The following is a 26242-nucleotide window of genomic DNA, read 5'->3' as shown; positions in this document are numbered from 1 at the left end:
CGGGATGAACCCGAAAGCTCACGAACCCGCTAGTTTACCTGCTCCCGGCCCTGACGCGCTCGCGCAGTCCGAAACCCTCGCCGCGCAACTGCGCGACGAGATCGCGGCGGCCGGCGGCTGGCTGCCGTTCGACCGCTTCATGGAACGCGCGCTGTATGCGCCGGGCCTCGGTTATTACAGCGGCGGCGCGCGCAAGTTCGGGCGCCGTGCCGACGACGGCAGCGACTTCGTCACCGCGCCCGAGCTGTCGCCGCTGTTCGCGCAGACGCTCGCGAACCCCATCGCCGAAGCGCTCGCGGCGAGCGGCACGCGCCGCGTGATGGAGTTCGGCGCTGGCACCGGCAAGCTCGCGGCCGGGCTGCTCGCGGCGCTCGATGCGTCGGGCGTCGAACTCGACGAATACCTGATCGTCGACCTGTCCGGGGAGCTGCGCGAACGGCAGCGCGACACGATCGAAGCCGCGGTGCCGGCGCTGGCCGCGAAGGTGCGCTGGCTCGACGCGCTGCCCGAGCGGTTCGACGGGGTCGTGGTCGGCAACGAGGTGCTCGATGCGATGCCGGTGCGCCTCTTCGCGAAGGCGGACGGCGCGTGGCGCGAGCGCGGCGTCGCGCTCGACGCGCGGCACGCGTTCGTGTTCGACGACCGGCCGGTCGGCGCCGCCGGCCTGCCGGCGGTGCTCGCGACGCTCGACGTCGGCGACGGCTACGTGACCGAAACGCACGAGGCCGCGCTCGCGTTCACGCGCACCGTCTGCACGATGCTTGCGCGCGGTGCGGTGCTGCTGGTCGACTACGGTTTTCCCGCGCACGAGTACTACCACCCGCAGCGCGACCGCGGCACGCTGATGTGCCACTACCGTCACCACGCGCACGACGACCCGTTCGTGTACCCGGGCCTGCAGGACATCACCGCGCACGTCGAATTCACCGGCATCTACGACGCGGGCGTCGCGACCGGCGCGGATCTGCTCGGCTACACGTCGCAGGCGCGCTTCCTGTTGAATGCCGGCATCACCGACGCGCTGGCCGCGATCGATCCGTCCGATATCCATCAGTTCCTGCCGGCCGCGAACGCGGTGCAGAAGCTGATCTCGGAAGCCGAGATGGGCGAGCTGTTCAAGGTGATCGCGTTTTCGCGCGGGATCGACGGCACGCTCGACGCGTTCGCGCGCGGCGACCGCTCGCACGCGCTTTGATTGGAACCCGACATGCTCCGCTGGCTATTGACGACGTTCGTCGCGGTGATGATCCTGACGCGCTGCTGGCCGTGGCTCGGCAAGCTCGGGATCGGGCGGATGCCGGGCGACGTCACGCTGACGCTCGGCGGGCGGCGCTACCCGTTCCCGTTCATGTCGACGCTGGTGCTGACGATGCTGGTATCGATGGTGGCGCGGCTGCTCTGAGCCGCGCCGAAAAGGGGCGCGTCACAGCTCGATCTCGCCGAGGATCCGATGCGCGAGCGCCTTCGCCTCGTCAAACGCTTCTTCCTCGCTGGGGCTCGTCGAGTGGACGTCGTAGCGCATGTTCTCGGTGTCGTCCCCGTCGTCGCGCGCGAGGATCACGTAACCCTGGAACTGCCCGTTGCCCGCATGCTGCGTATGCGCCTTGGCCGTGTAGATGCCTTTCGTGAACGTGTTCGTGTCCATCGTGCTCTCCCGCAAAAAGGACGCTTCATCGTAGCACTGCGGCGCAGCATCGTGAACGCGGTTTATCGGTGACCGATCAGCGACCGGTCACCTGCCTGCGTTGTCCCTTCAACGCCCCAACGACGTCCGTTCAACCTTCGAGCAGCGCGACGACCTCGTCGAGCGTCGGCGCGTGCGCGCCGGTGTGCCGGCACGCGGCGGCGCCGGCCGCCAGCGCGAACGCGAGATGCTCGCGCCAGCCGCGCTGCGGCGCGGCCATCAGGCTGAACAGCAGGCCGCCGATCGACGCGTCGCCCGCGCCGACGGTGTCGGCCACCTCGACGCGCGGCGGGCTGGCCTCGTGCACGTCGCCGTCCGCGTAGAGCGTCGCCGCCTGCGCGCCGCGCGTGACGAGCACGGCCGCTCGCGGGTTCAGCGCGCGCACCGCCGCGATCGCATCGGGGCCGTCGCCGCCGAACAGGTGCCGCAAGTCTTCGTCGGACACCTTGATCAGGTCGGCGAGCGCGGCCATCTTCTCCAGCGTCGGCCGGAACGCGGCCGTCATCAGGTTCCGCACGTTCGGGTCGAAGCTGATCTTCACGCCGCGTGCGTGCAGGTCGGCCGCGAGCGCGACAAGCGTGCTCGCGAGCGGTTCGCGCACGAGGCTGATGCAGCCGAAATGCGCCCATTGCACGTGCTCGGTCCAGCCGGCCGGCAGCCGCGCCGGATCGAACGCGAGATCGGCGCTCGCTTCGCCGATGAAGAAGTATGCGGGCGGGCGCGTCTCGTGGACGATCGCGAGCAGCGGCGGCCGCGCGACGCGCTGCAGGAAGCGCAGATCGAGCCCGGCCGCTTCGCTCGTGCGCCACAGCACGTCGGAGAAGCAGTCTTCGCCGATCGCGCCGGCGAGCGCGCTCGGTAGGCCGAGCCGCGCGACCGCGCGCGCGACGTTCCAGCCGGCGCCGCCCGGCACCGACGTCCACTGCGCGTCGCCCGCGCGCACCATGTCGGTCAGGATGTCGCCCGCCGACACGAAAGCCGGAAACGTGCCGCCGCTCATTGCGTCGGCTCGCTGCGTTGCAGGCGCGCGAGGGTCGCGAGCACGTCGTAGCAGGCGCCCATCGTGTGATAGTCGGTCTTGCCGGCCGGGCTCTTCTCGTCGCTGTACTTGCGGTTGTCGCAGGTGAGGATCCGGTACCACGCGCCGTAGCGGTGATCGACGAAATGCGCCCAGCTGTAGCGCCAGATCTCGTCGTACCAGTCCCAGAAGCGCTCGCTGCCGGTGCGCGCGCCGAGCATCGCGGCCGCCGCGAAGGTTTCCGCCTGCACCCAGAAATACTTGTTGTGGTCGCAGATCGTGAAGTCGGGGCCGAAGCCGTAGCAGAGGCCGCCGTGATCGGCGTCCCACGCGTGCGTGAGCGCCGCGTCGAACAGCTCGGCCGCGCGCGGCGCGAGCCAGTCGAGCGGACGGTGCCGCTCGAGGATCAGCAGCAGCTTCGCCCATTCGGTCTGATGGCCGGGCTGGAAGCCCCACGGACGGAAGATGTTCGAGCTGTCTTCCTTGTTGTAGTCCCAGTCGATCGACCAGTCCGCATGGTAGTGCTCCCACACGAGCCCGCCCGACAGCGCGGCCTGGCGCTGCGTGATGTGGGACGCGACCTTCTCCGCGCGATCGAGGTACGTCAGGTGGCCGGTCGCCTCGTACGCGGCGAGCAGCGCTTCCGTCATATGCATGTTCGCGTTCTGGCCGCGATACGTCGACACGTTCCAGTTCGGCGTCGCGTCGTCAGCGTACAGGCCCGCGGCCGCATCCCAGAAGCGGTGCTCGGCGAGCTCGTAGGTCGACGCGATCAGCGCCCGCGCTTCGTCGATGCCGGCCATCGTCGCATGCGCGGCCGCGAGCAGCACGAACGCGAGCCCGTAGCAGTGGCGCGTGCCGTCGAGCGTCGCGTGCTTCGCGCCGTCGCGCCAGTCGAGTTCCCAGTCGTAGCCCTGCAGCGCATCGTCCCAGTGCGCGTCGCGCAGGAAGCGCAGCCCGTGGCGCGCGTAGTCGAGATGCCGCGGATCGCCGAAATGGCGGTACGCCATCGCGTAGTTGAAGACGAACCGGCAGGTGCTGACGAGGTGGCGCGACGTGCGGTTGTAGACGCTGCCGTCGTCGCGGAAGTAATGGTAGAAGCCGCCCGTCGGGTCGAATGCGTTCGTCGCGTAGAAGCGCAGCGTGTCTTCGATGTGCGACAGCAGGAACGACGGGTCGCGAAAGCTCGCGACGAACGGTGCCGCTTGCGCGTGGCTGGCCGGCGCGGCGGCGCGGGAGTGGACCGGGGGCATGTTCATGACTCTTGGACCGTGGCGGTATCGAATGCCGGTGAGCCGGCGGGCTGGCTGCTGGCCCGCACGAGCAGCTCGACGGGCAGGGAGATCTCGGTGCGCTCGGGCGATTCCGCGAGCAGCAGTTCGACGCCGCGGCGGCCCAGCGCTTCCTTGTCGACCGCGAGCGTCGTGAGCGGCGGGTTCGCGTGCGCGGCGGCCGGGATGTCGTCGAAGCCGACGATCGCGATGTCGTCCGGAATCCGCAGGCCGCGCGCGATGCACACGCGCTGCGCGGCCAGCGCGGCCGCGTCGTTGTACGCGAACACGGCGTCGGGGCGCGGGCCGGGCGCGTCGAGCAGTTGCTCCATCGCACGCGCGGCACCCGTGTCGGGGTCGAGCCCCGCGTCGATCGTCACTTCGTACGCGGGATCGAACAGCCGCCCGGCTTCGAAGAATGCGCGCCGGTAGCCGATCGCACGCTGCGCGATGCTGTAATGGGCGGCCGAGCCGCCAATGAAGGCGATCCGCGAGCGGCCGATGGCGAGCAGGTGGCGCATCGCGAGCGCCGCGCCCGTCGCGTTGTCGATGTTGACCGAGCGTAAGCCGGGCGCCCACAGGTCGATCAGCACGAGCGGCCGGCCGGTGGCGGCGAGCGCCTCGATCGTCTCGGGCTCGATGAAGCCGGCGACCGCGATCGCGTCGGGCGCATGCGGGCGCATCTGGCGCAGCACGTCGTCGTTCGGGCCGACCGTGAGCAACGTCGGCACGATGCCGCGCTCGCGGCACGCGTCCTCGACGCCGTGCAGCACGTGCGAGAAGAACGGGCTCGCGGGAAAGCGGTTGTGCTGGCGGTGCAGGAGGAAGGTGAGCCGGCGGATGCGCGGCCGCAGCTGGGCGGGATCGTAGCCGAGCTGCCGCGCGATCTCGACGATGCGCGCGCGCGTGGCTTCGGACAGGCCGGGCTGGTTTTTCAGCGCGCGGGAGACGGTGCCGATCGAGACCTCAGCCGCCCGCGCCACGTCGCGAATGGTCGTACCCATCGTTCGGGGTCCGTTGTTTAGGGTGGAGGCGATTGTATAGTAAAACGTACTGCGGAATTCGGGCCGGATAACCGGGGAATACCCGCAAATGACGGGTTTTTAGGCGCTAATCTGCGAAAACATCGTTACTAAAAATACTAAACAAAACGAGAAAAAGGCAAGGTGGGTGTGCGGGTGTGGGGCGGCGCCGACGGAGCGCCGAAAGGGGCAGCCCGGGGCAGCCGGGGGCCGCCGGACGACGGGCCGAGGCGAGCGTCAGGGCGCGCCGCGCCGTGGCAGCAGCCTGCGACCAACGGCGCGGTTGCGCAACAGCTGAACCTTGCGCCGGCCGGGCATCGGCGCCGCCGCACGTTGCGCGAGCGTTTCCCGTGCGCCCGCGACGCCTGCCCGCCGTTCAGCCCGCCGCGATCGCCACGGCCGGCGGTTCGCCGCGATCGCGCAGCGCGGCGCGGCCGGCATCGAGATCGACGACCGCGAGCCCGTCCGGCTGCTGCTTCGCCCGCCGCTTCGCGAGCGCCGCGACCGACGCGATCTCGTCGCTGCCGTAGCGCTTTGCGCCGTGCGCGCCGGCCGGCACGCCGACCGCGCCGATCGCCATCGTCACGAACCCGAAGAACGCCGGATTGCCGTGGCGGTCCTCGCCGCGCAGCCCGCCCGCCTGCCGGTCGGCCTGCGTATAGAAGAGCTGCGCGCCGTCGTTGAAGCGCGCGATCGCGTCGGCGGCGCGCTCGCGCCAGTCGTCGCGCTGGAACAGCACGAGGAAATCGTCGCCGCCGACGTGGCCCAGAAAGTCGCGCTGCGGATCGCACACGCCGGCCAGCACCGTCGCGGCGAACTTCAGCACTTCGTCGCCCTGCCAGTAGCCGTACTGGTCGTTGAACGGCTTGAACTGGTTCAGGTCGACGTAGCACGCGTGAAAACCGGCGTCGCGCTGGAGCAGGCGGTCGATGTGCGCGCTGATCGGGATGTTGCCGGGCAGGAACGTCAGCGGATTCGCGTAGCGCGCGGCCTCGATGCGCATCTCGGTCACCGTGCGCACCAGGCTCTCGCCGGTGCCGAGCCCGACATAGCGGCCATGTTCGGTGATCACGAAGCCGTCCGCGAGATAGCGCTGGTCGTGGCGCGCGAGCAGCGTCGCGAGCTGCTCGAACGTGGTCGCGTTGTCGATCATCAGCGGCGCATCGTTCGCGAACTGCAGGCACGGCTTCTTCCCGAACACCTCGCGGTGATACGGCAGCGCGAAACGGTCGATGAAGCCGCGGCGATTGACGAGCGCGACGGGCCGCCCGCGCTCGACGAGCGCGACCGCGTGCAGGTCGGGCATCCGGTTGAACAGGTCGAGCACGTCGTTGCTGGTCGCGTCGCGCGGCAGCGCCGGCGCGGGCACGAGCATCTTCCCGGCGATCGTGCCGGCCGGCCGCACCGCGCGCGTCACGCCGGGAAACACCGCGATGTGCGGCGCGCGGATCGCGTCGCGCGCGGCCGGCGCGACGACCCGCGACGGCTGCGCGTGCGGCCGGCCGAGCAGGAAGCCCTGCACGCAGCAGATGCCCATGTCGCGCACGACGATCAGGTCGCATTCGTTCTCGATGCCTTCCGCGATCAGCTTCGCGCCGCTCGCCTGCGCGAAGTGCTGCATCGCCTTCACGGCCTCGAACTTGAGCGGGTCGTGCGCGATGTCGTGAATGAAGAAGCGGTCGATCTTCACGACGTCCGGGTGCAGGCGCAGCCACAGGTTCATGCTCGCGTTCGCGGTGCCGTAGTCGTCGAGTGCGAACTGGATGCCGGCGTCGCGCAGCGTCGCGACCGCCGGCCCGATGTCCGCGAGATCGGGAATCGCGTTCTGCTCGGTGAGCTCGATCACGATGCGCTCGGCGCCGATCCGCGCGCGGCCGAGGAACTGGCGCGTGCGCTCGCGTTCGCTGGCGAGCGTGAGAATCGTGCCCGCGCTGAAATTGAGGAACAGCTTGCCGTCGCAGCCGAGCGCCGCGAACGCGTCGAGGCAGGTGAGCGCGGCGGCCCGTTCGAGCGCGATGGTTTCGCCTTCGCGCGCGGCCTGCGCGAACAGCGCGGCGGGCGGCTCGAGGTCGGTGCCGCGCGGGCCGCGGATCAGCCCTTCGTAACCGACGACCGTTCCCGATCCGAGGTCGACGATCGGCTGGAACACGGCGGCGAGCGCGCGCTCCGCGATCAGGCGCGTGGTGCGGGGGGCGGCGGAATCGGAGGAGGGCGCGGGCATGGGCGAGGGCAGCCGAATCGACGGGACGACCGGCTTAACGGCAGCGCTTGCGGAGAATTGAATGAAGATTTTGTGACGCGACGGGCGTTGCCGGTGCATCGAGCCGGACGCGCATCGGCGTGGGGGGCTGGAACGGGAAGCGGGAGGCGGAAGGCGGCCAGCGACAGCCATCGCACCCCCGGCGCGTCAGCGCTTGCCCGCGCTCAGCGCGCCGGACCTGGCTGCCGTGTCGCCTTCGTCGTGCTCGCCGCTCGTGTCGCGCGCGCCCCAGCGCTGCGCGAGCGCCGCGCACGCCATCAGCTGGATCTGGTGGAACAGCATCAGCGGCAGCACGATCGCGCCGACCGCGTTCGCCGAGAAGATCACCTTTGCCATCGGCACGCCGGCCGCGAGGCTCTTCTTCGATCCGCAGAAGATGATCGTGATCCGGTCGGCGCGGTTGAAGCCGAGCCGCTTGCTGACGAACGCGGTCAGCAGCAGCGCGATCGCGAGCAGCACGAGGTTGACGACGAGCAGGCCGCCGAGCGCGCGCGGCGGAATCTGGTGCCACAGCCCCTCGTTGACGGCCTCGCTGAACGCGACGTAGACGACCAGCAGGATCGAGCCCTGGTCGACGAAGCGCAGCACGCCGCGATTGCGGTCGATCCAGCTGCCGATCACGGGCCGCAGCAACTGGCCGGCGATGAACGGCACGAGCAGTTGCATCACGATGCTGCCGACGGTGCTCCACGGCGACGCGGTCGCGGCCGACTGCGACGTGATCATCAGCCCGACGAGCGCCGGCGTGACGAAGATCCCGAGCACGCTCGACGCCGATGCTGCGCACACGGCAGCCGGCACGTTGCCCTTCGCGATCGACGTGAACGCGATCGACGACTGGACCGTCGACGGCAGCGTGCACAGGAACAGCACGCCCGCATACAGCGTCGGCGTGACGAGTGGCTGCAGCACCGGTTTCAGCGCGAAGCCGAGCAGCGGGAACAGCGCGAATGTGCTGAGCAGCACGACCGCGTGCAGCCGCCAGTGGGTCGCGCCGGCGATCACGGCTTCGCGCGACAGTTTCGCGCCGTGCAGGAAAAACAGCAGGCCGACGGCGATGTTGGTTGCCCAGTTGAACGCATGGGCGGCCGGGCCGCGGCAGGGCAGCAGGCTCGCGAGCACGACAGTGCCGACGAGCGCGAGCGTGAAATTGTCGGGGAGAAAACGGGGACGGGCCATCGGGAACTCGATTCGGAAACGGCGAAGGCGCGCGTCGCGCGCGCGGATCGCGTTATTGTCCCGGTTGGCGATTCACCAAACAAATTCATTGTGCGAATCGATTGATGAATCGATTGCATGCAATGAGGGCCGCCGCGTCGACCCGGCCACGCGCGAAACCGCAGAAGAATGTTCTGCCGCGATCGCGTGCCGAAGCGAAAAAACCTAGCAGTAACATGGTGTTACACCGATGCCGGCGACATAACACTTTTTGGCTCGACACACTTTCCGCCCGCTCATAAATTACTGCTGAAAGCCTTGGGTCGGCCGAAAGGAACCGACGGCGGGTGTCGATGGGCACGGAACGATGACGGAACGGGTGAAACGGAAGATCGGACGATGGGTGGCAGGCGTGCTCGGCGCGCTGCTGATGCCGCTCGCGCTGGCCCAGCCGCCCCATGGCGGTCACGGGTTCGGTGGCCACGGCTTCGGCGGCGGCGACATGCGCGCGTACGCTCAGCCGGCCGGCGGCCCCGGCGGCGGTCCGGTCTGGCGTCGCGTTGCGCCGCCTGCCGGCGTGCGTCCCGGCGGCGTGAGCGGCGCCGGCTCCCGCTGGGGGCTGCGCCCGACGCCGTCCTACGGCCATTACGCCGCGCAAAGCCCGTATCGGCCGATCAGCGCCGAAGTCCGCCAGATGCCGCGCCCGCCGGGCGGCGGCAACGTCCCGCTGCGGGCCGGCTCGATCCGCGCCGACGTCGCCCGCTATAACGAGGAGCGCGGCGGTCGCCCGATGCCGCCGCCCCGCTCGCAGGAAGAGCCTGCGCACTCGCCTTCTTTCTCCCCGTTCTACCGAAACTGAGCGCCCCGGCGCTCGTCCTCTTGCCGGCTGATGCGAATTCGCCACAGTCGCGCGCAGATTTCCGCTGATTTTCCCGCCGCATTGCGCTATCTTTCGCGCCCGGTACGCGCATGCCGCGCCGCCGCCCGCCGGTGCGACCGCATTCGCGCCGGGCCGCCGCCGTGCATCCGGCCATGGATACATCCCGCGAAGTTAATGCCGGCGCTATACCCGCAATAAGTGTGCGCAATTTTGACCGGACGAATGATCCGTAAAGATGGCTGCGCCCCATACGACGCAAGCACTCGGCTCCAAACAACAACGCTCGCGCCACTTATCGACTATCCGACAAAACCTGGAGATCCCATGAAAGCATTCGCCCGCCGTGCGTCGCGCACGTCCGTCAAGCTGATCGCCGCAGCCGCCTGCGTGGCGGCCGCCGCACCCGTCCATGCGCAGTCGAGCGTCTCGCTCTACGGGCAGGTTGACGAATGGGTCGGCGCCACCAAGTTCCCGGGGGGCGATCGTGCGTGGAACGTGTCGGGCGGCGGGATGTCGACGTCGTACTGGGGCCTGCACGGCGCCGAGGATCTCGGCGACGGCTACAAGGCGATCTTCACGCTGGAGAGCTTCTTCCGCGCGCAGAACGGCCAGTACGGCCGCTTCCAGGGCGACACGTTCTTCGCGCGCAACGCGTACGTCGGCATCAGCTCGCCGTACGGCACGGTGACGGCAGGCCGCCTGACGACGCACCTGTTCCTGTCGACGATCCTGTTCAACCCGTTCTACGACTCGTACACTTTCTCGCCGATGGTGTACCACGTGTTCCTCGGCCTCGGCACGTTCCCGACCTATCCGAGCGACCAGGGCGCGGTCGGCGATTCGGGCTGGAACAACGCGGTGGGATACACGTCGCCTTCGTTCGGTGGCCTGAATTTCGGCGCGATGTACGCACTCGGCAACCAGGCCGGCGACAACCGCTCCAAGAAGTGGAGCGCGCAGTTCAACTACGCGAACGGCCCGTTCGCGGCGACCGCCGTGTATCAGTACGTGAACTTCAACAACGGCCCGCAGGACCTGAGCGCGCTCGTGACCGGCATGAAGAGCCAGGGCATCGCGCTGGTCGGCGCGACCTACGACCTGAAGCTCGTGAAGCTGTTCGGCCAGTACATGTATACGAAGAACGACCAGGTCGCCGGCAGCTGGCACGTGAATACCGCGCAGGGCGGCGTGTCGGTGCCGATCGGCGTGGGCAACGCGATGGCGTCGTATGCGTACTCGCGCGACGCGGGCGGCCTCGACCAGACGCGCCAGACCTGGGCCGTCGGCTACGACTATCCGCTGTCCAAGCGCACCGACGTCTACGCGGCCTACATGAACGACCACATCAGCGGCCTGTCGACCGGCAACACGTTCGGCGCAGGCATTCGCGCGAAGTTCTGACGCACGCGCGCGACCGGTGCGCCGGCCGCGCGCGCTAATTGCGCGTGCCGGCTGCATGTTTTCCCGTCCGTCGTTTCCGGCCCGAAGCGGCGCCGCCACCCGCGGCGCCGTTTTGCCTTTCTTGACCTTTATGTCTCCCCGCCTTTGTTACCCTATCTCGTAATTGGTTGATTCCCCGGGATTGCGAGCTAGTTCGATGGATACCCTCGTCAGCATGAATGTGTTTCGCTACGTCGTCGAAGTGGGCAGCTTCGTCGGCGCGGCGGAGCGCATGCAGATGTCGGCGGCGATGGCGAGCAAGCACGTGATGCACCTCGAGCAGCAGCTCGGCGCGCGGTTGCTGCATCGCACGACACGACGCGTCGCGCCGACCGAGGCGGGACGCGAATACTACGAGCGCCTCGTGCAGGCGCTGTCCGAACTCGACGAAGCCGGCCAGGCCGTCGGCGCCGCGAGCGTGGTGCCGCAGGGCAGGCTGCGCGTGACGTCGCTGTCCGCGTTCGGGCTGCGGCACGTGATGCAGGCCGTCACCGATTATGCGGGCCGGTTCCCGGACGTGACCGTCGACATGACGCTGTCCGATCGCGTGGTCGACCTGATCGAGGAAGGCTATGACGTCGCGGTGCGCGCGGCGCCGAACGGATTGAAATCGTCGTCGCTGGTCGCACGCCAGATCGCGACCGCGCACATCCTGCTGGTCGCGTCGCCCGAGTATCTCGACAAGCGCGGCACGCCGCAGACGATCGCCGATCTCGCGAACCACAACTATCTGCGGCGCGATTCGAATTCGACGATACTCGATTCGCTGGTGATCGACGCGGCCGCCGCGTCGCGCGTGAGCCTGAACGGCAACCTGATCGTGAACCATCTCGAAGGGCTGCGCGCGGCCGTGCTCGCCGGCGCGGGCATCGCGCTGCTCGGCACCGAAGTGGTCGGCGACGACATCGAATCGGGCCGGCTCGTGCCGGTGCTGCTCGATTCGGTGCCGCCGCACGAGGCGCCGATCTATGCGGTGTACGCGAGCCGTCGCCACGTGTCCGCGAAGGTGCGGTCGTTCGTCGATTTCCTGGCCGCGCGTTTCGAAGGGCAGTCGTTGTGCCCGTCGATCGAATCGCACCTGCGCGTGCTGCCGATCACGCGGATGAAGCGCGCGGTCTGAGCCGCGTCGTCCGCCGCGGCGGGGCAATGAAAAAGCGCGAACCGGTTGCCGGTTCGCGCTTTTCGTTTGGCTCGACGACGCTTGGGTCGAGGGCGGCCGCGACGGCCGCCGCATCCGTCAGCGCGGGATGCCGAGCCGCGCCTTCGCGTCGTCGTACTCGCGCTTGAGCCGCTCGACGAGCGCACCCACGCTCGGCAGATCGTCCATCAGGCCGACGCCCTGGCCGGCGCCCCAGATGTCCTTCCACGCCTTCGTCTTGTCGCTGCCGAAATTCATCTTGGTCTTGTCCGATTCCGGCAGCGCGTCCGGATCGAGGCCGGCCTTCTCGATGCTCTCGCGGATGTAGTTGCCGTGCACGCCCGTGAAGAGGTTCGTGTAGATGATGTCCGACGATTTCGCGTTCAGGATCGCGTGCTTGTAGTCGTCGATCGCGTGCGCTTCCTGCGTTGCGATGAAACGCGTGCCCATGTACGCGAAGTCCGCGCCCATCGCCTGCGCGGCGAGGATCGAGCCGCCGTTCGCGATCGAGCCGGACAGCACGATCGGGCCGTCGAAGATCTTGCGGACTTCGCCGACCAGCGCGAACGGCGACGTCGTGCCCGCGTGGCCGCCCGCGCCGGCCGCGACGAGGATCAGCCCGTCGACGCCCGCGTCGAGCGCCTTCTGCGCGTGGCGCAGGTTGATCACGTCGTGCAGCACGATGCCGCCGTAGCCGTGCACCGCGTCGACGATCTCGCGCGCCGGCGCGCGCAGGCTCGTGATGAAGATCGGCACCTTGTGCTCGACGCACACGCGCACGTCGTGCTCGAGCCGCGCGTTCGACTGGTGGACGATCTGGTTGACCGCGATCGGGCCGATCACCGCATCGGGATGTTTCGCCTTGTGGTTGGCGAGTTCCGACTGGATCTGCGTGAGCCACTCGTCGAGCAGTTCGGCCGGACGCGCATTGAGCGCGGGGAACGAACCGACGATGCCCGCCTTGCATTGCGCGAGCACGAGTTCGGGGTAGCTGACGATGAACATCGGCGACGCGATGACGGGCAGCGTCAGGTTCTGCAGGACGGTGGGCAATGCCATGTGATGTCTCCAGTCTCCGGGGGGCGTTGCGGTCGGACGGTGATTTGAGTGTATTGAGTGTAGCGGCGGAACGCGTTCGTTCATATTAATACGAACGGTCGTGCGATTCTACGCGAGCTTAACAAACTCCGCGGTGTGCCGGCAATCGAGTGAGTGTTCTCTTTCTACGCTTTCGCGTGCTTGCGCCGCTGTGAAGATGCGCCGGCACTCATAAAATAGCCGCCATAACAAACCAACGAGAAACAAACCATGTCGTTTGAGGCGTTTGCACCGTTTCGCGTGACGGTGCAGGACACCGACATTTTCGGTGTCAAAGGAGGCGCGGGGCCGCCGCTGCTGTTGCTGCACGGCCATCCGCAGACCCACATGATCTGGCATCGCGTCGCCGCGACGCTCGCGAATCACTTCACGGTGATCGCCACCGACCTGCGCGGCTACGGCGCATCGGGCCGGCCGCCGAGCGACGCGCGGCATGCGCCGTATTCGAAACGCGCGATGGCGGCGGATCAGGTCGCCGTGATGCGGCATTTCGGCTTCGCGCAGTTCCACGTGTGCGCGCACGATCGCGGCGCGCGGGTCGCGCACCGGCTCGGGCTCGATCACGCGGAGGCCGTCGAGCGGATGATGCTGCTCGACATCGCGCCGACGCTCGCGATGTACGAGAAAACCGATCGCGCGTTCGCGACCGCGTATTTCCACTGGTTCTTCCTGATCCAGCCCGAGCCGCTGCCCGAGACGCTGATCGGCGCGCACACCGATGCGTACGTCGAACGCGTGATGGGCAACCGGTCGGCCGGGCTGGCGCCGTTCGCGCCCGAGGCGCTCGACGCGTACCGGGCGGCGCTCGCGCAGCCGGGCGCCGTGCATGCGATGTGCGAGGACTATCGCGCATCGGCGACGATCGATCTCGAGCACGATCGTGCGGACCTCGAACGCGGCAACAAGATCGCGTGCCCGCTGCGCGTGCTGTGGGGCGAGCACGGCGTCGTCGGCCGCTGCTTCGATCTGCTCGACGAGTGGCGTCGCGTCGCGCGCGACGTCAGCGGCCGCGCGCTCGACTGCGGGCACTACATTCCGGAAGAGGCGCCCGTCGCGCTGATCGACGAACTGCTCGCGTTCTTCGACGCGCGCGACGCGGCCGCGTGACGGGCTGGGCGGGGGGCGCGCGCCGCCGGCGGCCCGATGGTGCGCGCCGCGCCGCGGCTCGGCGATATGCGCCGCTCCGCGGCTCAGCGGTGCGCGTGGTCGTCCTCGACGAGCGGCGGCAGGCGGCGCGGCACGGGCGTCGATTTCACGATCGCGGTGCTCGTCTCCGCGCGCTCAGTCACCTTCGACAGGATGTCGTCGAGGTGCTCGATCGTGCGCAGGTAGAGCCGGCAGATGAAGCAGTCGTCGCCGGTCACCTTGTCGCATTCGACGAATTCGGGAATCCGCCGCAGCAATTCCTCGACCAGATGCAGCTGGCCCGGCAGCGGCTTCACGCGGACGATCGCCTGCAGCGTGTAGCCGAGCGCACGCGGGTCGAGCTCGACGGTGAACGCGGCGATCACGCCTTGCGCTTCCAGCCGGCGCACGCGGTCGGCCGTCGCGGGCGCCGACAGCCCGATCTGCCGCGCGAGTTCGCTGGTCGCGATGCGGGCGTCGTCGGCCAGCGCGGCGACGATTGCACGGTCGGTCGCGTCGAGCGACGCGACGGCGGGCGGGGAAAGGCGTTTCGGCATGATCGCTTTGCTTTCGAAGGTCAATCGGCTGATTCACTTCAGTTTAGCCGTGGTATCGGCGAAAGCAAGTTTCTAGAATCGAACTCATCCAAGCTCTTCAACGGAGTTCCTGATGGCCTCGAATGAAATTCGCCGCGGTGCCGCCGAGATGATCGTCGCGATGCTGATGTCCGGCACGATCGGCTGGCTCGTGATGTCGTCGCAGCAGCCGCTGACCAATGTCGTGTTCTTCCGCTGCGTGTTCGGCACGGCGACGCTCGCGATCGTCTGCGCGGCGTTCGGCTTCCTGCGCCGCTCGCTGTTCTCGCCGCGGATGCTCGTGCTCACGACGCTCGGCAGCCTCGCGATCGTCGCGAACTGGCTGCTGCTGTTCGCCGCGTATTCGCGCGCGTCGATCTCGATGGCGACCGCCGTCTACAACACGCAGCCGTTCATGCTCGTCGCGCTCGGCGCCATCGTGTTCCGCGAGCGGATCACCGCGTCGACGCTCGCGTGGCTCGCGCTCGCATTCGCCGGGCTCGTGTTCGTGGTGCGCGTCGAACCGGCCGTGCTCGCGGTGCCCGGCGAATACCTGGAAGGGGTCGCGCTGTCGCTCGGCGCGGCGTTCCTGTACGCGATCTCGTCGATCATCACGAAGCACCTGAAGGGCACGCCGCCGCATCTGCTCGCGCTGCTGCAGGTCGGCCTCGGCATCCTGCTGCTCGCGCCGTTCGCGCAGTTCGACACGTTGCCGGCGACGGCCGGGCAATGGGCCGACCTGATCGTGCTCGGCATCGTCAACACGGGGCTGATGTACGTGCTGCTGTACGGCGCGGTCCAGAAGCTGCCGACCGCGATGACGGGCGCGCTGTCGTTCGTCTATCCGGTCGTCGCGATCGCCGTCGATCGCGTCGCGTTCGGGCAGACGCTCGCATGGACCCAGGTATTCGGCGCGCTCTTGATCGTGCTCGCGGCGGCCGGCGTGAACCTAGGCTGGCGCATCGTGCCGGCCCGTCGCACGGCGGTCGGCAACTGAAACGGTCAGAGGATTCGGCGCGGCGGCGCGCTCACGTCGCCGCGCGTCGAATGCGCGTGTCGCGAGTGAAGCGTGCCTGCGGGATGACGTCGCGCGGACGCCGCGCGCGTGCGCGAAAAGCGCTGTAAGAAGTTGTAGGGAAACACCCGATGCGATGCGCCCGCGTCGCTCGTATGATGCGGGCTGTGACGTTGATCACGTTCACAGGATTCCGATCTCGATGCCGTTCGCCGGTGAGGCTGAACGGCTTTTTTTTTGCGTGCCCCTGGCAACGGCCTTGAGCGGCACGTTCGATGCGGGTCGCTTCAGGCAAGTGATTCGGGATCGATCCGGCCGCCCTCGATCACAAAGTGCGGTGCGTCGACGCCCGGTGCAAAGAGTCGCCAGTCCTCTTCGTGCGCGATGCCCGTTGGCGTGATGGTAAGGCTCAGCCCGGATGACAACGTGATCCATGCGTGTCCCGATTCATCGCCACGTGCACGCTCAACCATCATTGGGCCATGCCTGATCAATAACGCATCGAGATGCTCGATAGTTCGGTCTGCTTCGTCGTCGGACCCGGAAAGATCGTCCCGGGTCGCGACGATATCGTTTTCTCGGTGAATTTTCCAATCGCATTGAATGTGAAGCGCCCATGCGCCCACCCATTTCACCGTACCTTTTCGCGTGGTGGTTTGCCGCATCGGGCCGAACTGTATCGTCAGCATGTCGGCGGCCCGGTTGATGCCGCCTACGTCGAGGCCTTCGAGAACGGCGAGGTGCCGGGTGATCTGTTCATGAACGCCGGTCATCAGCTTCCCCCAAACATGTCTTGTGCCCGCTCGAGAATTTCATGATATCCGAGCCCTTCTCCGCTTATCTCTTCGTGAAGCAAACGTGCCTGACGCTTATTGAGCCCGATTACTTTGACAACGGCTTTGAACTGCTTGTTTTGTACTTGATTGTTGCCGGGTAGGCCGTCGCTGCCGGCTAGTTGAAGCACTTCACTGACGATCGGTACGTCGGATCGATACTCAAGCGGTTGCGCACTACTTAGTGCCCTTGCAATGGTCCCATTCGGTAGCCTGTCTCCAGGGTTCGCTCGCCATATTGCAATTCCATCGTCGGCGGGGAGCCTGAGCCGCGTTTGGAGGGGCACACCGAAACCGGCCGCCATACGGGCCGGGCGCTTGAATAACTGGGATGGCGTAAATGTGATCGAGTACGGCCGCGGCCAGTCATTGGCGGGGCCGGGTGTTCCGGACGAGCGCGCCTGTTCTACGATCGCGACGACATCACCGTTGCTGATAGCGCGTTGTAACGCCTGCGACAGCAGGTGCGGATCGGTACGGTCGACATACTGGTCGGCGCGACAATCCTGAAGAAACCTGCGAAGGCCCGGCAACTGCGCGGTATCACGCGCCAAGTCTCCCGCGCTGATCAATCGCACCCGTTCCTTCCCGGTCACCTCGCCCGCTGAGCCGGTGGGGAAGCGCGAACGATATTCGCTGCGGCTGTAAAGCGAGCAGTGTTGGCCAACTCCCACTGAAAGCTTAAAGGACATGGACCCTCTCTTCGAAGAGGGTTCAAGCAATATGGGACGCTCGTTGTTAGCCCTCGTCTCAACTTATGGAGAGGGGGCATCGTAAAACAACCGCCGTGTTACAAGTATTCGCAATGTCGGGCGTGAAGGCCGACATTCGTTGTCCGACTCATCAAACACCGATGGGGCCTGGCTGTTTCCGATTTTGCCGCTGTGTAGCCGGGCTCGAGCAAGGTTAGCGAGTGTCACGGCTGCCAGGTTTGCCTGCGGTACGAACGGTTTCGATCCTGGATTGGCGCTCACACATCAAAGATGTTTATGTCTCGCTGCCCGCGATCAGCCGCCGCCGCGCGTCGAGCCGCGCAAGCAGCGCGCGCCGCGCGTCGTCGTCCGACGTACGCCATCCCTTGATCTCGCCGCGCGTGCGCAGGCAGCCCGCGCACCAGTCGGTGCGCGGATCGATCCGGCAGACGTCGGTGCACGGCGACGCGACCGTGGCGACGACCGGCATCGTCACGTCGCTCATGCGGGCTCCCGCAACGCGACGTCCGCGACCGGCGCGCCCGTCAGCGACACGAGTTCGTGCGGCGACAGGTTAAACACCGCGTGCGGATGGCCGGCAGCGGCCCACAGGCTGTCGAGCGCGAGCAGGTCGGCGTCGATCAGCGTGACGGGTTCGACCAGATGGCCGATCGGGCACACGCCGCCGATCGCATAGCCGGTGTTGTCGCGCACGAACTTCGCGTCCGCGCGGCCGACCGGGCCGACCTGCGCGGCGACCTTCTTTTCATCGACGCGGTTCACGCCGCTCGCGACGACCAGCACGGGCGCCCCGTCGGCCTGCCGGCGAAACAGGATCGACTTCGCGATCTGCGCGACCGAGCAGCCGAGCCCGGCCGCAGCCTCGGCCGACGTCTTGCCGGTTTCGGCAAGCATCACGATGCCTTTCGCATGGCCGCGCTCGCGCAGCAGCAGCGCGACGCGTCGCGCGGAATCGGGGAGAGAATCGAATGAAGCGGGTGTCGTCATGGGGAGGCGTCCGTGGGAGGGCGTGATCAGACGCAGTTCGCGGCGTCGGCCGCGCTCTGCGCCTTGGCAAGCAGCGCGCGACCGGCGCGCGACACGTTCGCGCGGCCGATCGCGTTCGAGATGAAGTCGCCGGCCGCGACGACCTGCGCGAGATCGATGCCGGTCTCGATGCCGAGGCCCTGCATCAGGTACAGCACGTCCTCGGTCGCGACGTTGCCGGTCGCGCCCTTCGCGTACGGGCAGCCGCCGAGGCCCGCGACCGACGCGTGGAAGATCTCGATCCCTTCGAACAGCGCCGCGTAGATGTTCGCGAGCGCCTGGCCGTAGGTGTCGTGGAAATGGCCCGACAGCCGTTCACGCGGGAACACGCGCGTGACCGCGGAGAGCACCTCCCGCGTGCGCTTCGGCGTGCCGACGCCGATCGTGTCGGCGATGTCGATCTCGTCGCAGCCGAGCGCGGCGAAGCGTTCGACGACGTCGACGACCGACGCGACCGGCACCTCGCCTTGATACGGGCAGCCCAGCGCGCACGACACGCTCCCGCGCAGTCGCAGACCCGCGTCCTTCGCGGCCTTCGCGACGGGCTCGAAGCGCGCGATGCTCTCGGCGATGGTGCAGTTGATGTTCCGCTGCGAGAACGCTTCGCTCGCCGCGCCGAAGATCACGACCTCGTCGGCGCGCGCGGCGACCGCGTTCTCGAAACCCTTCAGGTTCGGCGTGAGCACCGAGTACACGGTGCCCGCGCGGCGCTCGATGCCGGCCATCACGTCGGCGCCGTCGGCCATCTGCGGCACCCATTTCGGCGACACGAACGATGCGGCCTCGACGTTGCGGAAGCCGGCGCGCGACAGCCGGTCGACGAGTGCGATCTTCACGTCGGTCGGCACGAAGGTCTTCTCGTTCTGCAGGCCGTCGCGCGGGCCGACTTCGACGATCTTGACGGCGGTGGGGAACGTCATGGTTGTCTCCAGTTTTATCTCAGGCGGAATTCAGTAGCCACGCGCGTAGTCGACGATGCCGCTGACGGGCGCGCCGCGCTCGAACGCGCGGATCTTGCCGGCGATCTGCTCGACGGCTTCCGCGCGCAGCGTCTCGGCCGAGCTGTGCGGCGTGATCGTGATGCGCGGCGCGCGCCAGAACGGATGGTCGTCCGGCAGCGGTTCGTGCTGGAACACGTCGAGCGTGGCCGCGGCGACCTGGCCGCTCGCGAGCGCGTCGAGCAGGTCGGCTTCGACGAGATGCGCGCCGCGCGCGACGTTGACGACGTACGCACCGCGCGCGAGCCGCGCGAACGCGCGCGCCGACAGGATGCCGTCGGTGTCGCGCGTGCTCGGCAGCAGGTTGACGAGCACCTTCGCGCCGTCGATGCACGCGTCGAACGCGCCGTCGCCGGCGAAGGTCGCGATGCCGTCGAGCTGCTTCGCGCTGCGGCTGTAGCCGCGCACCGGCAGGCCGAGCGCGGCGAGCGCGCGGGCGACCTCGGCGCCGAGCACGCCGAGGCCGAGGACCGCGACGGTGAAGCTCGCGCGCGCATGCGGTTCGAGCGGCTGCCAGCGGCGTTCGCGCTGTTGCAGGTCGTATTCGTCGAAGCGGCGCAGGTAGCGCAGCACCGCGTGCGTCACGTATTCGACCATCTGCTGCGCCATGCCCGAATCCTCGAGCCGCACCAGCGGCACGTGCGCGGGCAGCGTTCCCGGATGCGCGCGGTCGAGCGCGAGCAGCGCGTCGACGCCCGCGCCGAGGTTGAAGATCGCGCGCAGGCCGTCGCGCGGCGTGAAGAACTCGCGCGGTGCGCGCCACACGAGCGCGTAGTCGGCCGCGGCCGTATCGCCCGGCTGCCACGCGCGCAGTTCGGCTTCCGGCAGCGCCCGCGCGATCTCGTCGCGCCATGCGCCGGCTTCCTGATGCGGTGAATGGAACAGGATCTTCATGGCGTGACGGCGCGCGCGCCGGCGAGGCGCGTCACGGGAACGGCGAGCGAAGCCGGGCGCGGCGCGCCGGCGGACGTAGCGGACATTGGACGACTCCTGACGAACGGCCCGGCGCGTCGGCGCGGGGACCGGTTCCGTGTGAAGCTGACGGGAAGCCCACATTCTACGGTTTCGCCGCACATTGCGCCGTCGGTGCGGGCCATGCGGCCCATGCGGCTGGCTTGGGCCGCCGTCGCGCAGTCGCCGGGCCGCCGCCGGTCACCGCGCCGCGCAAAAGCAAAGCACAAAATATTGGTTCGGCCGCCGCGTACGCGACGCCACAATCGAACCTCGTCTTCAAGCAAGCGAGGGCAATCATGCGCGCATGCAGCAAATCGGCGTGGCCGCCGCGGCTCGTCACCGTCCCGGGCCTGCACGGCAGCGAAGGCGCCCACTGGCAGACCTGGCTCGAGCGGCAGTTCCCGCGCGCGTTGCGGGTCGAGCAGCACGACTGGGATGCGCCCGATCTCGCGGGGTGGGCGCAAGCGGTGCGCGCGCTGCTCGATCGCGAGCGCGGCCCGTTCGTGCTCGCCGCGCACAGCTTCGGCTGCCTCGCGACCGCGCATGCGCTCGCGCAGTGGCCGCACGTCGGCGATGTCGCGGGCGTGCTGTTCGTCGCGCCGGCGAGCCCGAAGAAATTCACGTTTGCCGGGCCGTTCGACGCGCGCCGGCTCGCGGTGCCGTCGATCGTGATCGGCAGCGAGACCGATCCGTGGATGCCGCTCGCCGATGCGCGCACGCTCGCGCAGCGCCTGGGCAGCGCGTTCGTGAACCTCGGCGATGCCGGGCACATCAACACGGCGGCCGGCTACGGGCCGTGGCCGCGCGCGAAATACTTCATCGACACGCTGGTGCATTGCGCGGCGCCGCTGCGTTTTCGCGACGCGGACGACGGCTTCGAGGCCGCGCTCGTCGATCGCGCGCTCGCGCACGCGGTCTGACGGCCCGGTTGCGCGGCGCATGCCGCGCGGTGGCTGTCGCGGCATGGCGGGCCGTCGCGCTTGCAATGCGCAGGCGGGCCTCATGGCCCTGACGGCGGCGGCTAGGTCCGAATCCCTCGGCCGGCCGTGCCCGATGTGGCCCGCGAAGCGGCGCGTCTGCGTGCCGTTCGCGCCGTCACCGACCGTTACGTCATGTCAGTGGCCGCTCGACGCGCGCGCCCACTGCGCTGCCTGAACAGTACCGACTCCTATCACGCGGCGGCAGGATCAGCCCGGCGACGACGCGGCGGCGCTTGAAGCGGCTGCGTTCGCAGCGGGCTTCGCATCGTCGTCGTCATCGGGCGGGTAGTGCACGACGGGCGGCGCGAGCGGCGCGGCATCGGATGCGGCGGTATTCGCGGTCGCGTCGCTGTTGAACGCGCTGGCGGCGCCGCTCGATGCGCCGGCCTGCGGCACGGTGTCGGTCGCGTGGGCGTCGTGCGGCGCGTCGTCGCTGCACGCGGCGACGAACACGGCGGTACACAGAACGACGGCGACGGAAACGCGACGCATGACTTCTCTCCTGGCAGGCTGATCGGGAAACGTTTTCGAGTATGCGGCCGCGATGCGACGTTTCGGTGAATCGTTTGCGATTCCGGCGCGATCGCGAAATGGTTTCGTCCGGCTGACCGAATGCCGTCGCGGCGGCGATCCACCGGCACGCATGGCGGAATTTTCCAGCAGAGGCGGATGCTGCGCGCATTTACACGGCGCGCCACGCCGCGACCCGGCCACGGCGACACGGGCGCCATGCGCGGCATCGCAAACGCGACCGGCAACTTACGACCGATGCGCGGCCGGCCGCGCCCAAAAATCGGGCGTTATTGCCGCTTCGTCAGCGAACGGTCAGCCGCGCGCCAGCGTGGCGTCATGGAAGCGCTCTCACCGCCGACTCGGCCCGTCTGCCGCCGATGCGCGCCGCGCACGGTGGCCGGCGCTGCACCTGTATGCGGCCCCCCGCAATTTCGCGGCACCCGAATTGCTCGTTGCCGATGCGCGTGCCGACCGCGCTGCCATCCGGGCACGCGGCGCACACCCGCGTCCCTCAACCACGGAGCGAGCAGAAGTCATGTCCAGCGATCGATCCGATTCCCCGTCCGCCGAACCGGCGCGCGACGCTGCCCCGTCGCCGCTCGGGCCCGGCCGTTCAGCGGCGCCGCCGTTGCCGCACGATACGCCGTCCAGCGCAGCGCGGCGCCGTTTCCTGCAATCCGCGGCGGCTGCCGCGACCGTCAGCGCCGCATCGCACGTTCATCCGCAGCCGCAGCACGCGGCGTCCATGCCGGGCGCGCCCCGCCGCGATACGGTGCCGGCGCGGCCCGTGCATCTCGACATCAACGGGCGCGCGTACGCGCTGCAGCTCGAACCGCGCGTCACGCTGCTCGACGCACTGCGCGAATACGCGGGCCTCACGGGTACGAAGAAGGGCTGCGATCGCGGGCAGTGCGGCGCGTGCACGGTGCTCGTCGACGGCCGGCGCATCAACGCGTGCCTGACGCTCGCGGTGATGCACGAGGGCGAGCGGATCACGACCGTCGAAGGGCTGGCGCGCGGCGGCGTGCTGAGTCCGGTGCAGCGTGCGTTCGTCGAATGCGATGCGTTCCAGTGCGGCTACTGCACGTCCGGCCAGCTCTGCTCGGCGACCGCGCTGCTCGACGAGTTCGCGGCGGGGGCCGGGAGCGCCGCCACCGACGACGTGCGGCGCCGTCCCGCGCAGCTGTCGGACGACGAGATCCGCGAGCGCATGAGCGGCAACCTGTGCCGCTGCGGCGCGTACCCGAACATCGTCGCCGCCGTGCGCGCCGCGCATGCGGCGCACGGCTAGGCGCGGAGGGCGCCGCAATGGAAGCGATCTCCTACGAACGCGCGACCGACGTCGCCGGCGCCGTGCGCGCGGCGCAGCGGCCCGGCGCGGCCTTCATCGGCGGCGGCACGAACCTGCTGGACCTGATGAAGGGCGGCGTCGCGCGGCCCGTCACGCTCATCGACATCACGCGCATCGCGGGCCTCGATACGGTCGAGGCGTTGCCCGGCGGCGGCGTCCGCATCGGCGCGCTCGTGCGCAACAGCGATGCGGCCGATCATCCGCGCGTGCGTGCCGACTATCCGCTGCTGTCGCAGGCGCTGCTCGCCGGCGCGTCCGCGCAATTGCGCAACATGGCGACCGTCGGCGGCAACCTGATGCAGCGTACGCGCTGCCCGTATTTCTACGACCCCGCGTTCGCGCAATGCAACAAGCGCGAGCCGGGCAGCGGCTGCGCGGCGATCGGCGGCCACAACCGGATGCACGCGATCCTCGGCGCCAGCCCGCAGTGCGTGGCGGTGAACCCGTCCGACATGAGCGTCGCGCTCGCCGCGCTCGACGCGGTCGTGCAGGTGAGCGGCCCGCGCGGTGCACGGCAGGTTCCGATCGCGTCGTTTCACCGCTTGCCGGGCGATCGTCCCGATCTCGACACGACGCTCGAACCGGGCGAGCTGATCACCGCGGTGGACTTGCCGCCGCCGCGCTTTGCCGACCATGCGCACTATCTGAAGGTGCGCGATCGCGCGAGCTACGCGTTCGCGCTGGTGTCGGTCGCGGCCGCCCTGCGGATGGACGGCCCGCGCGTCGCCGACGCGCGGATCGCGCTCGGCGGCGTCGCGCACAAGCCGTTGCGTGCAACGGAAGCGGAAGCGCATCTCGTTGGCCGCACGCCGACCGACGCGACGCTGCGCGAGGCGGCCGCGCTGGCATTGCGCGATGCGCGTCCGCTCGACGGCAATGGCTTCAAGGTCGCGCTCGCGCAGCGGGCGATCGTCCGTGCGGTCGAAACGGCAGCCGCCATGACGGGAGGTGCCGCATGAACACGATGACGGGACAGCCGCTCGACCGTGTCGACGGTGTACTGAAGGTGACGGGCGGCGCGCACTACGCGGCCGAATTCTCCGATACGCGGCTCGCGCACGCGGTGCTCGTCACGAGCACGATCGCATCCGGCCGGATCGAGTCGATCGATGCGGCGCGCGCCCGCGCGATGCCGGGCGTGCTGATCGTGATCACGCACGAGAACGCGATGCGGCTGCCCAACGGCGGCCGGCCGCCGCTGTCGCCACCGGCCGGGCGCCGCCTCACGTTGCTGCAGGACGACACGGTGCGCTACAGCAACGAACCCGTCGCGGTCGTCGTCGCCGAAACGCTCGAGCAGGCGACCGACGCCGCCCATGCCGTGCAGGTGCGCTATCGCGCGACCGATGCCGTCGCGGATTTCGCGCACGCGAAGCGCGGCGCGCGCATGCCGCCGAAGCAGCAGGGTCGCGCGATGGATACGCAGCGCGGCGACGTCGATACAGGCCTGCGCGAAGGCGCGGTGCGCATCGACGCGACCTATACGACGCCGATGCAGCACCACAACCCGATCGAGCCGCACGCGACGATGGCGCGCTGGGACGGCCCGACGCTCACGCTGCACGACGCGACGCAGGGCGTGTCGGGCGCGAGCACGGCGGTGGCCGCCGTGTTCGGCATCGCACCGGAACACGTGCGCGTGATTTCGCCGTTTCTCGGCGGCGGCTTCGGCTGCAAGGGCTCGTCGTGGTCGCACGTGTCGTTGTGCGCGATGGCCGCGAAGCAGGTCGGGCGCCCGGTTCGCCTCGCATTGACGCGGCCGCAGATGTTCGGCTCGGTCGGCGGGCGGCCGTTCACCGAACAGCGCATCGTGCTGGCCGCCCGCCAGGACGGCACGTTGACGGCGATGCGCCACGACACGATCGCCACCACGTCGACGTTCGAGGACTGGATGGAAATGTGCGGGATGCCGTCGCGGATCATGTACGCGGTGCCGAACCACGCGACCACGCACCGGATCGTGCCGCTGAACGTCGGCACGCCGACGTTCATGCGCGCGCCCGGCGAGGCGTCGGGCTCGTTCGCGCTCGAATCGGCGATGGACGAGCTCGCGTGGCAACTCGGCCTGGACCCGCTCGCGCTGCGGCTCGCGAATTACGCGGAAGTCGATCCGCAGGACGGCAAGCCGTGGTCGAGCAACAAGCTGCGCGAATGCTACGAGGTCGGCGCGCGGCGCTTCGGCTGGTCGCGCCGCACCGGCGCGCCGCGCACGCTGCGCGACGGCGACACGCTGATCGGCCTCGGGATGGCGGCCGCCACGTATCCGGCGAACCGCAGCGAAGCGTCGGCGCGGGCGCGCATCCTGCCGGACGGCACGGCCGAGGTCGCGTCGGGCACGCAGGACATCGGCACCGGCACCTATACGGTGATGACGCAGGTCGCGGCCGACGCGCTCGGTTTCGCGCCGCAGAACGTGCGCTTCGCGCTCGGCGATTCGAGCCTGCCGCGCGCGCCGGTATCGGGCGGCTCGCAGTCGGCGGCGAGCGTGGCGCCCGCCGTGCGCGAGGCCGCGCTGCAGGCGCGCGCGAAGCTGATCGCGCTGGCGATCGCCGATCCCGGGTCGCCGCTGCACGGCGCCGCGGCCGATGACGTGACGGTCGACAACGGCTGGGTCGTGCATCGCGGCGAGCCGTCGCGGCGCGATCCGGCCGCGGCGGTGATCGCGCGTGCGGGCGGCCGGCCGATCGACGCGCAGGCGACGACGAAGCCGGGCGACGAGAAGTCGCGTTATGCATCCCATTCGTTCGGCGCGGTATTTGCCGAAGTGCACGTCGACGCCGAACTCGGCACGATTCGCGTACCGCGCATCGTCGGCGTCTACAGCGTTGGCCGCCTGCTCAACGCGAAAACGGCACGCAGCCAGTTGATCGGCGGGATGGTGTGGGGGCTCGGCACCGCGCTCGAGGAGGGTTCGCATCTCGACGTGCGGCATGGCCGCTTCACGAACGCGAATCTCGCCGAATATCACGTGCCCGTGAACGCGGACATCGGCGAGCTCGACGTGAGTTTCGTCGACGAAAACGACACGCATTTCAATCCGCTGGGCATTCGCGGCATCGGCGAGATCGGCATCACCGGCGTGCCGGCCGCGATCGCCAATGCGGTCTATCACGCGACCGGCGTGCGGGTGCGCGATCTGCCGATCACGCTCGACAAGGTGGCGATGCCGATGCGCGCGTGAGCGTCGGCG

General features: G+C 69.0%; 26 protein-coding genes. 11 read left to right on the top strand and 15 right to left on the bottom strand.

What is annotated here, in order from left to right; translation table 11 throughout:
- Nucleotides 1–4: 4 nt before the first annotated feature.
- Nucleotides 5–1195: a class I SAM-dependent methyltransferase gene (locus HWX55_RS18235; protein ID WP_175976727.1), complete on the top strand. Its 1191-nt coding sequence runs from the start codon at nt 5–7 to the stop codon at nt 1193–1195.
- Between the two features lie 12 nt (nt 1196–1207).
- Nucleotides 1208–1402: a DUF2905 domain-containing protein gene (locus tag HWX55_RS18230; protein ID WP_021163761.1), complete on the top strand. Its 195-nt coding sequence runs from the start codon at nt 1208–1210 to the stop codon at nt 1400–1402.
- Nucleotides 1403–1423: 21 nt separating this feature from the next.
- Here the strand turns inward: HWX55_RS18230 and HWX55_RS18225 are convergent, their stop codons facing one another.
- The 6 genes from HWX55_RS18225 to HWX55_RS18200 all read right to left on the bottom strand — a co-directional run bounded on the left by HWX55_RS18225 (nt 1424) and on the right by HWX55_RS18200 (nt 8434).
- The gene (locus tag HWX55_RS18225) at nt 1424–1645 is read right to left on the bottom strand and encodes a hypothetical protein (protein ID WP_027785622.1); all 222 of its coding nucleotides are present in this window, start codon (nt 1643–1645) and stop codon (nt 1424–1426) included.
- Nucleotides 1646–1775: 130 nt separating this feature from the next.
- A complete protein-coding gene (locus tag HWX55_RS18220; RefSeq protein ID WP_175976726.1) occupies nt 1776–2684 on the bottom strand; it encodes a carbohydrate kinase in 909 nt (302 codons plus the stop codon).
- Entirely contained in the window at nt 2681–3961 is a 1281-nt protein-coding gene (locus HWX55_RS18215; RefSeq protein ID WP_175976725.1) for an AGE family epimerase/isomerase, read from the bottom strand. The genes HWX55_RS18220 and HWX55_RS18215 overlap by 4 nt, the downstream gene beginning before the upstream one ends.
- The gene (locus tag HWX55_RS18210; RefSeq protein WP_175976724.1) at nt 3958–4977 is read right to left on the bottom strand and encodes a LacI family DNA-binding transcriptional regulator; all 1020 of its coding nucleotides are present in this window, start codon (nt 4975–4977) and stop codon (nt 3958–3960) included. Before HWX55_RS18210 ends, HWX55_RS18215 begins: the two co-directional genes overlap by 4 nt.
- A gap of 394 nt (nt 4978–5371) precedes the next feature.
- Nucleotides 5372–7216 (bottom strand): phosphodiesterase, encoded by a 1845-nt coding sequence (locus HWX55_RS18205; RefSeq protein WP_175976723.1) that lies wholly within the window; start codon nt 7214–7216, stop codon nt 5372–5374.
- Nucleotides 7217–7402: 186 nt separating this feature from the next.
- A complete protein-coding gene (locus HWX55_RS18200) occupies nt 7403–8434 on the bottom strand; it encodes a bile acid:sodium symporter family protein (RefSeq protein WP_175976722.1) in 1032 nt (343 codons plus the stop codon).
- A 346-nt stretch (nt 8435–8780) separates the two neighbouring features.
- Between HWX55_RS18200 and HWX55_RS18195 the strand changes: the two genes are divergently transcribed.
- From HWX55_RS18195 to HWX55_RS18185, 3 genes are all read left to right on the top strand, one after another.
- Nucleotides 8781–9272 carry a peptide-binding protein gene (locus tag HWX55_RS18195; protein WP_124639869.1) on the top strand — a complete coding sequence of 164 codons (492 nt, stop codon included), beginning with the start codon at nt 8781–8783 and terminating at the stop codon, nt 9270–9272.
- Nucleotides 9273–9617: 345 nt separating this feature from the next.
- Nucleotides 9618–10694, top strand: coding sequence for a porin (locus HWX55_RS18190; RefSeq protein ID WP_011546370.1), 1077 nt, complete (start codon nt 9618–9620; stop codon nt 10692–10694).
- Nucleotides 10695–10890: 196 nt separating this feature from the next.
- On the top strand, nt 10891–11853 hold the full coding sequence (locus tag HWX55_RS18185; protein WP_175976721.1) for a LysR family transcriptional regulator: 963 nt from the start codon (nt 10891–10893) through the stop codon (nt 11851–11853).
- 117 nt (nt 11854–11970) lie between these two features.
- Here HWX55_RS18185 and HWX55_RS18180 read toward each other — a convergent pair whose 3' ends face one another.
- The gene (locus HWX55_RS18180) at nt 11971–12930 is read right to left on the bottom strand and encodes a nitronate monooxygenase family protein (RefSeq protein ID WP_175976720.1); all 960 of its coding nucleotides are present in this window, start codon (nt 12928–12930) and stop codon (nt 11971–11973) included.
- A gap of 249 nt (nt 12931–13179) precedes the next feature.
- On the opposite strand from HWX55_RS18180, the gene HWX55_RS18175 reads away from it, so the two are divergent.
- Entirely contained in the window at nt 13180–14076 is an 897-nt protein-coding gene (locus tag HWX55_RS18175; RefSeq protein ID WP_175976719.1) for an alpha/beta hydrolase, read from the top strand.
- An 83-nt stretch (nt 14077–14159) separates the two neighbouring features.
- On the opposite strand, the gene HWX55_RS18170 is transcribed toward HWX55_RS18175, so the two are convergent.
- Nucleotides 14160–14651, bottom strand: coding sequence for an Lrp/AsnC family transcriptional regulator (locus tag HWX55_RS18170; RefSeq protein WP_050014344.1), 492 nt, complete (start codon nt 14649–14651; stop codon nt 14160–14162).
- A 112-nt stretch (nt 14652–14763) separates the two neighbouring features.
- On the opposite strand from HWX55_RS18170, the gene HWX55_RS18165 reads away from it, so the two are divergent.
- Nucleotides 14764–15666, top strand: a complete 903-nt coding sequence (locus HWX55_RS18165; protein ID WP_175976718.1) for a DMT family transporter — start codon at nt 14764–14766, stop codon at nt 15664–15666.
- A gap of 305 nt (nt 15667–15971) precedes the next feature.
- Here HWX55_RS18165 and HWX55_RS18160 read toward each other — a convergent pair whose 3' ends face one another.
- The 6 genes from HWX55_RS18160 to HWX55_RS18135 form a co-directional block, all read right to left on the bottom strand.
- Nucleotides 15972–16457, bottom strand: coding sequence for a hypothetical protein (locus HWX55_RS18160; protein WP_175976717.1), 486 nt, complete (start codon nt 16455–16457; stop codon nt 15972–15974).
- On the bottom strand, nt 16457–17209 hold the full coding sequence (locus tag HWX55_RS18155) for a hypothetical protein (RefSeq protein WP_175976716.1): 753 nt from the start codon (nt 17207–17209) through the stop codon (nt 16457–16459). Before HWX55_RS18155 ends, HWX55_RS18160 begins: the two co-directional genes overlap by 1 nt.
- A 295-nt stretch (nt 17210–17504) precedes the next feature.
- Entirely contained in the window at nt 17505–17714 is a 210-nt protein-coding gene (locus HWX55_RS18150) for a DUF1289 domain-containing protein (RefSeq protein ID WP_175976715.1), read from the bottom strand.
- Nucleotides 17711–18217, bottom strand: coding sequence for a YbaK/EbsC family protein (locus HWX55_RS18145; RefSeq protein ID WP_089488878.1), 507 nt, complete (start codon nt 18215–18217; stop codon nt 17711–17713). The genes HWX55_RS18150 and HWX55_RS18145 overlap by 4 nt, the downstream gene beginning before the upstream one ends.
- Before the next feature lie 26 nt (nt 18218–18243).
- A complete protein-coding gene (locus HWX55_RS18140; RefSeq protein WP_175976714.1) occupies nt 18244–19176 on the bottom strand; it encodes a hydroxymethylglutaryl-CoA lyase in 933 nt (310 codons plus the stop codon).
- Between the two features lie 30 nt (nt 19177–19206).
- On the bottom strand, nt 19207–20148 hold the full coding sequence (locus HWX55_RS18135; RefSeq protein WP_175976713.1) for a glyoxylate/hydroxypyruvate reductase A: 942 nt from the start codon (nt 20146–20148) through the stop codon (nt 19207–19209).
- Nucleotides 20149–20504: 356 nt separating this feature from the next.
- Here HWX55_RS18135 and HWX55_RS18130 point away from each other — a divergent pair, with 356 nt between their 5' ends.
- Nucleotides 20505–21128 carry an alpha/beta hydrolase gene (locus tag HWX55_RS18130; RefSeq protein WP_175976712.1) on the top strand — a complete coding sequence of 208 codons (624 nt, stop codon included), beginning with the start codon at nt 20505–20507 and terminating at the stop codon, nt 21126–21128.
- Nucleotides 21129–21395: 267 nt separating this feature from the next.
- Here the strand turns inward: HWX55_RS18130 and HWX55_RS18125 are convergent, their stop codons facing one another.
- Entirely contained in the window at nt 21396–21680 is a 285-nt protein-coding gene (locus HWX55_RS18125) for a hypothetical protein (protein ID WP_175976711.1), read from the bottom strand.
- Between the two features lie 556 nt (nt 21681–22236).
- Here HWX55_RS18125 and HWX55_RS18120 point away from each other — a divergent pair.
- The 3 genes from HWX55_RS18120 to HWX55_RS18110 are packed head-to-tail and all read left to right on the top strand — an operon-like array spanning nt 22237 to nt 26233.
- Entirely contained in the window at nt 22237–22992 is a 756-nt protein-coding gene (locus tag HWX55_RS18120) for a 2Fe-2S iron-sulfur cluster-binding protein (protein WP_175976710.1), read from the top strand.
- Nucleotides 22993–23009: 17 nt separating this feature from the next.
- On the top strand, nt 23010–24011 hold the full coding sequence (locus tag HWX55_RS18115) for a xanthine dehydrogenase family protein subunit M (RefSeq protein ID WP_175976709.1): 1002 nt from the start codon (nt 23010–23012) through the stop codon (nt 24009–24011).
- Nucleotides 24008–26233, top strand: coding sequence for a xanthine dehydrogenase family protein molybdopterin-binding subunit (locus tag HWX55_RS18110; protein ID WP_175976708.1), 2226 nt, complete (start codon nt 24008–24010; stop codon nt 26231–26233). The genes HWX55_RS18115 and HWX55_RS18110 overlap by 4 nt, the downstream gene beginning before the upstream one ends.
- The last annotated feature ends 9 nt before the right edge of the window (nt 26234–26242 follow it).

The organism is Burkholderia sp. BCC1047 (assembly GCF_902833155.1).
Taxonomy (GTDB): Bacteria; Pseudomonadota; Gammaproteobacteria; order Burkholderiales; family Burkholderiaceae; genus Burkholderia; species Burkholderia sola.
Note: the sequence above shows the minus strand (reverse complement) of the source record. Positions and strands in the feature narration are given on the sequence as shown.

Excerpts from the sequence above, each read along its gene's own strand:
- HWX55_RS18160 (WP_175976717.1), bottom strand. The coding sequence starts at position 16,457 with ATGACCGGCGTTCATGAACAGATCACCCGGCACCTCGCCGTTCTCGAA.
- HWX55_RS18180 (WP_175976720.1), bottom strand. The coding sequence starts at position 12,930 with ATGGCATTGCCCACCGTCCTGCAGAACCTGACGCTGCCCGTCATCGCG.
- HWX55_RS18135 (WP_175976713.1), bottom strand. The coding sequence starts at position 20,148 with ATGAAGATCCTGTTCCATTCACCGCATCAGGAAGCCGGCGCATGGCGC.
- HWX55_RS18120 (WP_175976710.1), top strand. The coding sequence starts at position 22,237 with ATGTCCAGCGATCGATCCGATTCCCCGTCCGCCGAACCGGCGCGCGAC.
- HWX55_RS18145 (WP_089488878.1), bottom strand. The coding sequence starts at position 18,217 with ATGACGACACCCGCTTCATTCGATTCTCTCCCCGATTCCGCGCGACGC.
- HWX55_RS18125 (WP_175976711.1), bottom strand. The coding sequence starts at position 21,680 with ATGCGTCGCGTTTCCGTCGCCGTCGTTCTGTGTACCGCCGTGTTCGTC.
- HWX55_RS18185 (WP_175976721.1), top strand. The coding sequence starts at position 10,891 with ATGGATACCCTCGTCAGCATGAATGTGTTTCGCTACGTCGTCGAAGTG.
- HWX55_RS18230 (WP_021163761.1), top strand. The coding sequence starts at position 1,208 with ATGCTCCGCTGGCTATTGACGACGTTCGTCGCGGTGATGATCCTGACG.
- HWX55_RS18155 (WP_175976716.1), bottom strand. The coding sequence starts at position 17,209 with ATGTCCTTTAAGCTTTCAGTGGGAGTTGGCCAACACTGCTCGCTTTAC.
- HWX55_RS18215 (WP_175976725.1), bottom strand. The coding sequence starts at position 3,961 with ATGAACATGCCCCCGGTCCACTCCCGCGCCGCCGCGCCGGCCAGCCAC.
- HWX55_RS18195 (WP_124639869.1), top strand. The coding sequence starts at position 8,781 with ATGACGGAACGGGTGAAACGGAAGATCGGACGATGGGTGGCAGGCGTG.
- HWX55_RS18225 (WP_027785622.1), bottom strand. The coding sequence starts at position 1,645 with ATGGACACGAACACGTTCACGAAAGGCATCTACACGGCCAAGGCGCAT.
- HWX55_RS18220 (WP_175976726.1), bottom strand. The coding sequence starts at position 2,684 with ATGAGCGGCGGCACGTTTCCGGCTTTCGTGTCGGCGGGCGACATCCTG.
- HWX55_RS18210 (WP_175976724.1), bottom strand. The coding sequence starts at position 4,977 with ATGGGTACGACCATTCGCGACGTGGCGCGGGCGGCTGAGGTCTCGATC.
- HWX55_RS18170 (WP_050014344.1), bottom strand. The coding sequence starts at position 14,651 with ATGCCGAAACGCCTTTCCCCGCCCGCCGTCGCGTCGCTCGACGCGACC.
- HWX55_RS18190 (WP_011546370.1), top strand. The coding sequence starts at position 9,618 with ATGAAAGCATTCGCCCGCCGTGCGTCGCGCACGTCCGTCAAGCTGATC.
- HWX55_RS18235 (WP_175976727.1), top strand. The coding sequence starts at position 5 with ATGAACCCGAAAGCTCACGAACCCGCTAGTTTACCTGCTCCCGGCCCT.
- HWX55_RS18150 (WP_175976715.1), bottom strand. The coding sequence starts at position 17,714 with ATGAGCGACGTGACGATGCCGGTCGTCGCCACGGTCGCGTCGCCGTGC.
- HWX55_RS18130 (WP_175976712.1), top strand. The coding sequence starts at position 20,505 with ATGCGCGCATGCAGCAAATCGGCGTGGCCGCCGCGGCTCGTCACCGTC.
- HWX55_RS18200 (WP_175976722.1), bottom strand. The coding sequence starts at position 8,434 with ATGGCCCGTCCCCGTTTTCTCCCCGACAATTTCACGCTCGCGCTCGTC.
- HWX55_RS18115 (WP_175976709.1), top strand. The coding sequence starts at position 23,010 with ATGGAAGCGATCTCCTACGAACGCGCGACCGACGTCGCCGGCGCCGTG.
- HWX55_RS18175 (WP_175976719.1), top strand. The coding sequence starts at position 13,180 with ATGTCGTTTGAGGCGTTTGCACCGTTTCGCGTGACGGTGCAGGACACC.
- HWX55_RS18165 (WP_175976718.1), top strand. The coding sequence starts at position 14,764 with ATGGCCTCGAATGAAATTCGCCGCGGTGCCGCCGAGATGATCGTCGCG.
- HWX55_RS18205 (WP_175976723.1), bottom strand. The coding sequence starts at position 7,216 with ATGCCCGCGCCCTCCTCCGATTCCGCCGCCCCCCGCACCACGCGCCTG.
- HWX55_RS18140 (WP_175976714.1), bottom strand. The coding sequence starts at position 19,176 with ATGACGTTCCCCACCGCCGTCAAGATCGTCGAAGTCGGCCCGCGCGAC.
- HWX55_RS18110 (WP_175976708.1), top strand. The coding sequence starts at position 24,008 with ATGAACACGATGACGGGACAGCCGCTCGACCGTGTCGACGGTGTACTG.